11 protein-coding genes and 1 rRNA gene are annotated in these 9,880 nt (G+C 61.2%); 4 read left to right on the top strand and 8 right to left on the bottom strand.

Annotated features, from left to right (window positions below; genetic code table 11):
• The 7 genes from F757_RS34350 to F757_RS0129495 all read right to left on the bottom strand — a co-directional run.
• Positions 1 to 117: ribosomal RNA gene (locus F757_RS34350) — 16S ribosomal RNA — on the bottom strand; the annotation flags it as partial.
• 512 nt (positions 118 to 629) lie between these two features.
• Positions 630 to 1,205: a phosphonate degradation HD-domain oxygenase gene (locus F757_RS0129520; RefSeq protein ID WP_027214479.1), complete on the bottom strand. Its 576-nt coding sequence runs from the start codon at positions 1,203 to 1,205 to the stop codon at positions 630 to 632.
• A gap of 233 nt (positions 1,206 to 1,438) precedes the next feature.
• The gene (gene phnV / locus F757_RS0129515) at positions 1,439 to 2,302 is read right to left on the bottom strand and encodes a 2-aminoethylphosphonate ABC transport system, membrane component PhnV (protein WP_027214478.1); all 864 of its coding nucleotides are present in this window, start codon (positions 2,300 to 2,302) and stop codon (positions 1,439 to 1,441) included.
• Complete coding sequence (locus tag F757_RS0129510) at positions 2,292 to 3,239, bottom strand: 2-aminoethylphosphonate ABC transporter permease subunit (RefSeq protein WP_027214477.1); 948 nt, start codon at positions 3,237 to 3,239, stop codon at positions 2,292 to 2,294. Before F757_RS0129510 ends, phnV begins: the two co-directional genes overlap by 11 nt.
• Positions 3,217 to 4,335 (bottom strand): 2-aminoethylphosphonate ABC transport system ATP-binding subunit PhnT, encoded by a 1,119-nt coding sequence (phnT, locus tag F757_RS0129505; RefSeq protein ID WP_027214476.1) that lies wholly within the window; start codon positions 4,333 to 4,335, stop codon positions 3,217 to 3,219. Before phnT ends, F757_RS0129510 begins: the two co-directional genes overlap by 23 nt.
• A 114-nt stretch (positions 4,336 to 4,449) precedes the next feature.
• Positions 4,450 to 5,538: a 2-aminoethylphosphonate ABC transporter substrate-binding protein gene (gene phnS / locus F757_RS0129500; RefSeq protein WP_027214475.1), complete on the bottom strand. Its 1,089-nt coding sequence runs from the start codon at positions 5,536 to 5,538 to the stop codon at positions 4,450 to 4,452.
• A gap of 301 nt (positions 5,539 to 5,839) precedes the next feature.
• Positions 5,840 to 6,595: a DeoR/GlpR family DNA-binding transcription regulator gene (locus tag F757_RS0129495; RefSeq protein ID WP_027214474.1), complete on the bottom strand. Its 756-nt coding sequence runs from the start codon at positions 6,593 to 6,595 to the stop codon at positions 5,840 to 5,842.
• Between the two features lie 191 nt (positions 6,596 to 6,786).
• Here F757_RS0129495 and F757_RS34345 point away from each other — a divergent pair, with 191 nt between their 5' ends.
• The 4 genes from F757_RS34345 (at position 6,787) to F757_RS34765 (ending at position 9,259) form a co-directional block, all read left to right on the top strand.
• A complete protein-coding gene (locus tag F757_RS34345) occupies positions 6,787 to 7,296 on the top strand; it encodes an Arm DNA-binding domain-containing protein (protein ID WP_051376898.1) in 510 nt (169 codons plus the stop codon).
• A 139-nt stretch (positions 7,297 to 7,435) separates the two neighbouring features.
• Positions 7,436 to 7,951, top strand: coding sequence for a sensor histidine kinase (locus F757_RS35980; protein ID WP_156923777.1), 516 nt, complete (start codon positions 7,436 to 7,438; stop codon positions 7,949 to 7,951).
• 634 nt (positions 7,952 to 8,585) lie between these two features.
• The gene (locus tag F757_RS35975; protein ID WP_156923775.1) at positions 8,586 to 8,756 is read left to right on the top strand and encodes a hypothetical protein; all 171 of its coding nucleotides are present in this window, start codon (positions 8,586 to 8,588) and stop codon (positions 8,754 to 8,756) included.
• A 203-nt stretch (positions 8,757 to 8,959) separates the two neighbouring features.
• Positions 8,960 to 9,259 (top strand): hypothetical protein, encoded by a 300-nt coding sequence (locus F757_RS34765; RefSeq protein WP_027214473.1) that lies wholly within the window; start codon positions 8,960 to 8,962, stop codon positions 9,257 to 9,259.
• Positions 9,260 to 9,487: 228 nt separating this feature from the next.
• Here the strand turns inward: F757_RS34765 and F757_RS0129470 are convergent.
• Positions 9,488 to 9,880: LysR substrate-binding domain-containing protein (locus F757_RS0129470; RefSeq protein ID WP_027214472.1), on the bottom strand; the 393-nt coding region annotated here is incomplete at its 5' end.

Genomic DNA, 9,880 nt, shown 5'->3' with positions numbered 1-9,880 from the left:
GTATTACTCACCCGTTCGCCACTCGCCGCCAGGCCGAAGCCCGCGCTGCCGTCCGACTTGCATGTGTAAGGCATGCCGCCAGCGTTCAATCTGAGCCAGGATCAAACTCTTCAGTTCAAACCTGTTACTGTTTTCGGGCTCTTTCGAACCCGGTCGCTCACTCAACGTACTGACGAATGATCNTTCCATCTCTCGACAGAAAAACCTTCCTTTCATTACTGTGTGAGACTTGATACTTTCGCTTTACGCCAGATNCCGAAGAACCCGGCTCGCGTCGCGCATCAAGCGCCCACACTTATCGGCTGCTAGTTTTTAAAGATCGGTCCGCACACTCCGCAGCGCCTGTTTCAACTACCCGGCACCGCTTCGTTCTGCGTCGCTGCATCAGCAGCAGAGAAACGAGATTATGAAGAACTTCCGCTGCGCCGTCAACAGGTTTTTGCTACTGCCTGAACCTGCTGCCGCCGCTGGAAGCCTTGCCACGACTGGCTTTCCCGCTTCCCGCGCCCCGGCGTCCGGAGCACGAAAGAGCGAGATTCTAGCGAGCCCCGCGACGCCTTGCAAGCGTTATTTCGACGAGTACGACCCCGTGCACGAAATAGCGCGAACGATCCGGCACGGCAACCAGACTACGTGGCTCGAAATCGCGCAATCGAGCCTTTACTCATGACGCGCTCGACCACGCCCAGGTAGTGACCGAGATCTGGCGTTGCGCGATCCGGCTCTTTTGCCTCATCGTCCCATTTCCGCAGACGCTGCGCGTCCTGCGCGTAAGCCTGCTGCAAGAACGCGTCCGCTTCGTCGAGGCTGAATACGCCGCCTTGCAGGGCCAGACTGCGCAACGAATCGGCGGAAAGCTGGCGGATATACGTGTCGTCGATGGCACAAAGGCAGCGTTTGGCGTCCACGTGCAAGCGGATAGGCTCCAGTACCGCGTCCGGTAGCACGGCTCGCAGAAACGGCAGCGCAAAGTACTGATGCAGATCGTCGACGCCCCGCTCCGTAGGCGTCTCGCCTTGCTGATTGAGCAGATGTCCAAGGTCATGCAAAAACGCGGCGACAACGAGCTCGTCGTCCGCGCCGGCCTCCTCCGCCAACGCGCCGGTCTGCAATGCATGCTGGAGTTGCGTGACCGGTTCGCCGCTATAGGCGATGTCGCCGTATTGCTCGAACAGGAACCGGATGTCGCTTACGGTCAATGCCACGCTGGTGCTCCCACGGTAATGGAAACGTCTTCAGGTTGATAACAAACTTCATCGCGCCATTGCCATCGGGATACCCAAAGCCATCACCGCAAGCCCGCACACGTTCGGCCGTCTGGAAGATTCCGCGAGATCCAAAAGATGTTTGCCCGAAGCCGCTCATCGCCGACAAACGGCGACGAACCCCGACAAACTCCGGCAGCCAAACCCCAAACGGTGCCGCTCACTTGCGCCACTCAATTGCCCCGACGCCGCGGCACACGCGCCGCAATCAGCATCAGCGCCGCCAGCGACACTAGCAGCAAAATCAGCGACAACGCGGACGCTGGCAGGTAGTAACCACGCTCCACCTGACCCACGACGACAATCGGCACCGTCGCAAAACCCGGCGGATAAACCGTGAGCGTTGCGCCCAGTTCGCCGAGCGACAACGCGAAACCCAGCGCGAGACTGGCGCGGATCGCGGGCACCAGTTGCGGCAGCACGACCCGGCGCAGCACCATCGACGCAGGCGCGCCAAGACTCGCCGCTGCTTCGCGCAGCACCGTCAGTTCGGGGCGCAACGCGGCGGCCGCGCAGCGGTAACAGAACGGCAGCACCAGTGCGAGCTGCACGAACACGACGATCGCCGCGGAGCTCGACAGATCTACCGGCCGCTTGTGATACGCAATCAGCACGGCGAGCCCGAGCACCACGCTCGGCACGCCATTGGGCATCATCGCGATGGTGTCGACCCAGGCGCCGAGGCCGCGCCGGTCGCGTCCTTCGAGCGCAAGCGCCAGCCACAGGCCGAGCATCGTGCCGAGCACCGCGACGCCCATGCCGATTTCGAGGCTCGTCGTCAGCGCGTCAAAGTCGCTCGATGAGAGCCGTTCGAACCAGCGCGTGCTGAAACCGTCAGGCAGGATGGTGCCCGACCAGTGAGCGGCCACGCTCGACAGCGCAACCACCACCACCGGCAACACGAACAGCCAGAAACATAACAGCGCGGCAAGGCCGAGGAACAGACCGCCAAGCAGCCGCGCGACCGCACTCCGGCGCACCGGCCGCGCTTTCACGTGCATGACCGGCAGCACCGCACGGTCGAACTCATCGGCCATGACCCTCTCCTTTCACCACGCGACCGTTGACCTGGCGATACAACGCATACAGCGACAAAGACACGAGCAGCATGACGACCGCGCCAGCGGCGGCCGTCGGCAGATCGAGGTCGACGGTGGCCGAACTATAAATGGCGACCGGCAGTGTGATGAGATGCGCACTGCCGAGCACGAGCAGAATTCCAAATTCGTTGAGCGTGAGAAGAAAGCACAGGATCGTCCCCGCCGCGATGCCTGGCCAGGCGAGCGGCAGGATTACTTTGAACGCGACCATCCACACGCTTGCGCCCAGACTGCGGGCCGCTTCGATCAAACGCATGTCGAGAGTGGCGAACGATGCCAAGGTGGGCCGCACGACGAACGGCGCATAGAACACCACTTCCGCGAGAACCACGCCGCCCGCGCCGAACAGGAAATCGAGCGGCGCCTGCAGATGAAAAAGCCGCTGCACGCCGATGCTGACCGAGCCTTGCGAGCCGTACAGAAAGATCAGCGTAAAGGCCACCAGAAACGATGGAAAGGCGACGAACAGTTCGAGAAGGCGCGTCACGAGGCGCGCCCCCGGAAACGGCTTGAAGAACAGTAGCGACGCCAGCGCCACGCCGAGCAGCGATGCGAGTCCCGCGCTCGCCAACAGGACCCACAGCGTCGTCCCGATTACACCGCGCGTCTGCGGATTGCCGAAAAACGCCGCATATGCCTGCAGACCGATACCATCCGGCCCGTTCAAACTCAGCGCCACGAGCCGCACGAGCGGGTAGATCACAAGTGGCCCGAGCACGAACAAGGCGATGAACAGCAGATGCCATTGCGCCGTGCGCTCACGGCGCCTTGCCGCGGCCCGGTGTGAAGCGACGCTCGCGCGGCGGCGAGCGTCGGCGGCGGCGGCCAACGCGGTAACGGAAGCCGACGCCTCAGGGCTTGATAAGGACGACATCGTCTGCCTCGTAACGCAGGGAAACACGCGCGCCTTTCTCCGGCGTCATGCCGTGGCCGCGCTGCGTCGTGACGAGCACCGGTTCGCAGGGCATTGCGTCCAGCGCGACCGACACCGACAACACGGCGCCATACCATTCCACCGACGCAATCGCGCCGTGCAACTGCCCGTGCCCGAGCGGCACGATGCGCAGCGCTTCGGGCCGCAGGCACGCGAGGCGCTCACGCTCGCTGTAGCGCACATCGTCCATGCCGAACGCCACGTGCGGCGGCAGCAGGTTAGCCGTGCCGAGATAGCGTGCGACAAAGGCGTCATCAGGCGTGTCATATAACTGCTGCGGCGTGCCGAGTTGAGCGATGCGGCCATCGCGCATCAGCAGCGTGCGGTCCGACAGCACGAGTGCATCGTCCTGATCGTGCGTCACGCAAATGATGGTGAGGTTCGGCAGGCGCTCGTGCAGCGCCTTCAGTTCTGAGCGCACGGAGGCACGCAAATTGGCGTCGAGCGCGGAGAGCGGCTCGTCGAGCAGCAGCACGTCCGGCTCGATCACGAGCGCACGCGCCAGCGCGACGCGCTGCTGCATGCCACCGGAAAGCTGCGCGGGCATCACGTGCCCGGCATCGCCGAGCTGCACCAGCTTGAGCGCGTCAGCCACGCGCCGCGCGATCTCCTTCGACGAAATGCGCCGCGCGCGCAGGCCGAACGCAACATTCTCGAACACCGAGAGATGCGGAAACAGCGCATAGCTCTGGAACAGCAGGCCAAGGTTGCGCTTATGCGGCGGCACATTGGTGAGATCGTGGCCGGCCACGCTCAGCGTGCCCGACAATTCGTCCGCCTGGATGAAACCGGCAATGAATCGCAGCAGCGTGGTCTTGCCGCAGCCGCTGCGGCCGAGCACGGTAAGCAGCTCGCCGCGCCGGATCGTCAACGACAGATCGTCGAGTACGGTACGCGAACCGAAGCGCACGCTCAAATGGTCGATCTGCACGCCGCCGGGCACAACGGGGCCCGCGGAGTCGAGCGCGTCCTGCGCTTGCGGCGAGACGCGGAGCGTGCCGCGACGTACAAGACTTGCAAGACTTGCGGAGTTCACCCGATTCACCCTCCAGACAGGATCGATGCGTGTGCAACGAAATAGCAGTTCACGAATGATCGCGACGACGCTGCATATCTTGACTATCCCGTCGACTAAACAGCGAAGGGCAACTTACTTCGGCTTGACGACTTCGGTCTGCTTGCCCGACGCACCGATCACGTCGTTCTTCCACCGTGCGGTCCAGTTGGCTTTCTTCGCCATGACCTGATTCCAGTCGACCGGAATCAGCTTCACGCCTGCAATCGCCTGCTTGACCGTTTCGCCGTTCTTGCCGGCGAGCGGCACGTCGCTGCGGCCCGGAATGCCGAAGATGTCCGGCACCCTGGACTGCACCTGCGTCGACATCAGATAGTCAACCAGCTTTTTGCCCTGCTCCTGGTTGGGACCGTTCTTGATGAGACCGATCGCGTAAGGCAACTGGAACGTGGTCGGCTGGCCTCCAGGCGTCGCAGCGAGAAACACCGGCTTGAGCGACAGACCACCGTTGGCCGCGTCGTCGAGATCCATCTGCAAGTCGCCGTTTGCAAATGCGATTTCATTGCGCGAGAGCAGCACGTCGAGATAACCGGTGCCCTTGGTGTGGAACCGGGCGCTTTGCTCCAGCTTCTTCAGATAGTCGAATGCCTTGTCCTCGCCCATCAGCGACGACGTCAGAATGATCACGGCCATGCCGTCGCCCGCCGTCGCTGGATTGGAGTAGGCGATCTTGCCGCTGTAGTCCGGATGCAGCAGATCGGCAAAGGTCCTGGGCTGGTTTTTCGTGACCTCGGGGTTGATCGCGAACGAGAAGTAGTTGTTCACGAAGGTCGCCCACGCGCCGTCGGGCGCTTTGGCGATTGCCGGGACGTTCTTGTAATTGGCGCTTTGATACGCCTGCAGCAGGCCGCTCTGCTCCGCCTGCTGGATGAACGGCGGCAGCGTCACGAGAACATCCGCCTTGGGCTGATCTTTCTCGATGGTGGCGCGGTTCACGACTTCGCCGCTGCCCGCCGTCACGATGTTGACCTTCACACCTTCTTTCTTTTCGAAAGCCGGCAGCACGTCCTTGTAGAGATTCTCGAGGCCGTCGGCTGTGTACAGCACCACGGCGCCGGCCGCGTGAGCCTGCATGGCCGCGCCGCCAAAGACTGTGGCGGCGACGAGCGCCGGCAACAGTTTGCGTACGAGACCCGTGGTCTGAGCGGAAGTTATCCTTGTCATGTCGCTTCTCCGAAGGCGAAAAACCTGACGGCCGGGAGGAACCCCGATACCTGTTGCGATTGCATGGCCCGTAGAGCACGGCTGCCCAGGGCACATGACATTCGCGCTATCTGCCGGGCGCGAATGTGAGTCGCGAGAGAATCACAGGTCTAAGTGACAGGGCTATGACTATTGGGTCGAACTGGAGGAGCGACGCACGTCGCGAATGGTGGTCGGGGAAGAACAGAGCGCGCGGGAAGAGCCTCGGAGAAGCCTGGACGGCGTCGGTGTGCCGCCTGGTCGCGCGTGCCTTGCGGGACGCTTACACAACCACGATCTCGGGACCGTGAGCGGCGATCGCCTTGGCGAGCGAGCGCTCGGGTGCCTGCTCGGTCACCAGATAACGCGCCGACTCGATGCCGTTGATACGCACCGGCGTGACCCGCCCGAACTTCGAATGATCTGCGACGATCACCACTGTATCCGCCGCGGCAATCATGCGGCTGCGGACCTCGGCGGCCATGCGGCTGTAGTCGGTGAGGTAGCCGTCGGGCGAGATTCCTCCTGCGCCGATGAAAGCGAAATCCGCGTGGTACTGCGTGAGTTGCTGCACTGTATCCAGCCCGAAGGTGGCGTCTTCGATATCGGAGAGCTCGCCGCCCAGCAGCGTTACGCGATTTTCGTTGCGCCGGCCGAGCAGCAGCGCGATGCGCCAGTCGTTCGTATAGATCGACAGTCGGTGCCGATCGAGCAAGGCTCGCGCAACGGCCTGCGTGGTGCTGCCGGAGTCGATGATCAGTGACGCGCCGTCGGGAACGAACTCGGCCGCGCGTTCGCCGATTGCGCGCTTCGCGCCCGCATTCGCGGCCTCGCGCGTGTCCAGATCGGGCTCGCGCCGGTCGCTGGAAAGCGCGCCTCCGTGCGTCGTGACGAGCAGCCCGCGCCCGGCGAGCGCATTCAGATCACGACGGATGGTCTCGCGCGATACGTTCAATTCGCGCACCAGTTCGGCCACGGAGAGCGCGCCGTTTTTGGCGACTTGCGCCAGAATGTATTGGTGACGTTGTTCTGCGAGCATTCAGGACGTTTCCTTCGTCATTTCTCGAGAGGTGCGTCGAGCGAGGCACTCCTGCATGAAAAGCCCGCCCGCAAAGGCTGACAACGTTCCTAGCTGGCGCCAAAAACCGCATCTACACTCGTCTACAGGTTGCTAAACTTCAAACGCTGGCGCAACTTTTTTCTCTCATTCACGGAAAACCTACGCCGACCATGCGATTCGATGCCAAGGCCGCAAAACAGCTCAAACCTGGGACGCATATGAGCTTCGATGCGTTTCAAGGTCTTCGTCTGGAAGCGACCGCATCGCGGCGCAGTTGGACGTACCGATTCAAATCGCCCATCGACGGACGGATGCGTCAGCAGAAGCTGGGAGAATGGCCAGCAATATCCTATGCGTCTGCGATAGCCAAATGGCAAGATATTCGAGCGCGCCGTGACGCTGGCGAAGACCCCGTGCTCAGCCGCAGGTCATCGAATGGCCCTGTGGTAGCTTTGACGCCGGAATCATACACGGTGCAGGAACTCTGCGAGGACTTCCTCACAGGCCATATTGAACGACACCGAGACTCTGTCGGTGCGGCCCAGTCCCGCCGGCGCCTCATGACCAAGATCGTCCCGATTGCGCGTTTGGCAGCCGCTTCAATCACACGAAAACAGGCCTTCGACCTGCTCGACAGTCAGCGGCATACGCCGCGGAACGCTGCGATTCTGCGCTCGTAGCTTGGCGCAGCGTGGGACTATGCACTGGACGCTGGTCGCGTTCCCGAGGACACGCCGAATTGGTGGCGCCAGGTGATGCGCGGCAAACTGTGGAGCGTTGGACGAAAACGCGGCGGAAAGCTGGAAAACATGAAAGCGCGTGCTCAGCGAAGATGAGCTCGCTGTCCTTACCCCGTGGCTGCCTAAGCTTTCTGAAACGAACGATCTGCGACGTTCTGACCATGTACCCCCAGCGATCCTTGATGACGTGGGTCTCGTTCCGGCGCTGATGTGGCTAGTGGAAGATTTCCGCGAGCGATCGGGGCTTTCAGTCATTCTGCATAGCAAGCCCGAGGACGCTGCATTCAATGACGACGCGTCTACGGCAATCTTCCGCATCGTTCAGGAAGGGCTAACCAATGTGGTCCACCACGCCAAGGGAGCAACGCAGGTCGTTATTGAACTTACATGCACGGCTGGAATGTGCGACCTATCCATCCTTGACAATGGTCAAACGAGCACTTCGCTGTCTCCGCGAGCGCCTGGGCGTGATTCTTCAGGACTGGCTGGCATCCGGCAGCGAACACGGCACCTGGGCGGAAGCGCATCCATTGCCGCACATCCTGAGGGCGGCTTTATGATCCAGATTTGGGTACCCCGCCGTTCGGTCGAATGACGTGTAGGGCAGCGATCATCTGTCGCCATTTCGTTGCCGCTTACGAAATCGCCCCTGTAATGGTAAAAGGCGTGCTGTCAGGTGGAAAGGTGGCGGGAAAACGATGAAATGAAGAAGACGAAATCGCTTTAACACGGAACGAATCGCCGCCTGGCATAGTTGAACCGTCGACGTTGATCTACTATCTGATCAGGATACCTATGTTTAACCAGAAACGCAGCCTGTGCCGGTCAAGTTGACAAAGCCGTCGAGCGTAACGATGACCTGGCCGGCGGCAGCGCATCCAGGACCGTTTCGGCTGGGTCAAAACGGTCTGTCGGGTCGGACAGACGGTCTATCGCGGCATCAGGCGCGTCGACCAGATGAGTGCTTTAGCGAAACTGTCTCCCTGCCGTCCAGGGAGCGCACGATGGAGCTTGACGAGCAGCGTCTTTCCCTGACTATTTAACGTACTGTTGAGACAGGAAGATTCCGATGTGAAGTGCCAGGTCCAGATCTTCGCGCTTCTGACGACCCGTGAGCCCATCCATACCGGTTTCTTCATTGCGTGGCTCTTCTGCATCATCTTCCATTTGGTCCACTTCGTTGTGATCGACGCCAGGGGTGATGGTCTTGGAGTTGTCCGAAGCATTCCATGGAGATGCGACCGGTATTACTGCACTCGTCGTATTCGTTTTTCCCAATCGTCGCAGGCGCCGCCTCAGGTGTCGTCGACATCCTGACCTCCGCGCAGGCCGCGCTTTTGGAAAAGCGATTTGCCCGCAGTTTTGATTTGAATCGATTGTCAATGGTGTTTAACTTTTAGTGATTATTAGCGTGCGAACCAGGCTGGTCTCTTTTTGCGAATTCACGCTCCCGCCGACGACGTGGGCCGAAACCATGGCGACTCGTCACATTCATGTGAGTAACGTTCCTTTCTGATGGGCGCTTTTCAGAGATCCCGAAGCACGGTATTGCCGCTTAGCAAATTTCTGCCAGGTTATCTTTTTTGATGTGAGGTGAAATCGTATGGAGACGATCCATAAGTTTCTGACGTGTACCTTGTTTGCCCTTTATGCCACACTCACCGCCTTCGCCCAGGCCAATGCGGTACCGGGTGATCAGGCAGCACAGAAAAGTGCAACCGACGCACAGTTGCCCGCAGCCCAGTCGGGGACTAGCGATCCTTTAGTCGACAGGCGTAACGCCAATGCGCAGGCAAACGCGGAATACCGGGCGTCGAAGGGTGCATCAAGAGAACAATTGAAAGCGCGCGAGAAATCCGCGCGGCAGGACTACAGAGCAAAGGTACGCGAAGCCAGGATCTGAGCTCCCTGAAGAGCCCCCGAAGAACCGGCCGGTTTGACACATTGGGGCCGAGTCGTGTTCTGCCAAGCGTCGCGCACCATCTCCTCCGGCACGTCGTCGCCGGCGACGAATCCGTCCCTGCTGGTATCGCGCATTGCCCGAACACAACGATGACGCGAATCACCCCGATCGCGGCTCGCGCATTCGCCGCCCTTCCCCGATTCATCAGGTTTCTCGGTTCCTCCGGCCTTACCGGTGCTGCCCCGTCAGACTCACAAACGCGCCGCGCATGTCCTGGCAGAATCTCTCGGCCACGACGGACAATGGCTGCGATGGGTTGGTCGCGATATGGAAGTGATCCGCCACCGCCGGCGTGAACGTCTTCACCACAACCCGAGCACTCGCGTACCCGGCAGTGACCGGGTCGATCAGCGCTACCCCTGCACCGTTCGCAACCAGCGCGACAATCGCTTGTGAAAGCTGCGCCTCGATCACGAGGTCGCGCGTCACCCCCGCGTCGACGAAGACCCTGTCGATCACGCTACGCGCATCGAAGCTCTGCGGAAATGAAATAAAGCGTTCGCCTCGCAGATCGGCGGGACCCAGCGAACTCTTGCGCGCGAGCCGATGCCCGCGTGGAAC

The organism is Burkholderia sp. WSM2232 (assembly GCF_000472545.1).
GTDB lineage: Bacteria > Pseudomonadota > Gammaproteobacteria > Burkholderiales > Burkholderiaceae > Paraburkholderia.
This window is presented reverse-complemented; position numbering and strand designations above follow the sequence as displayed.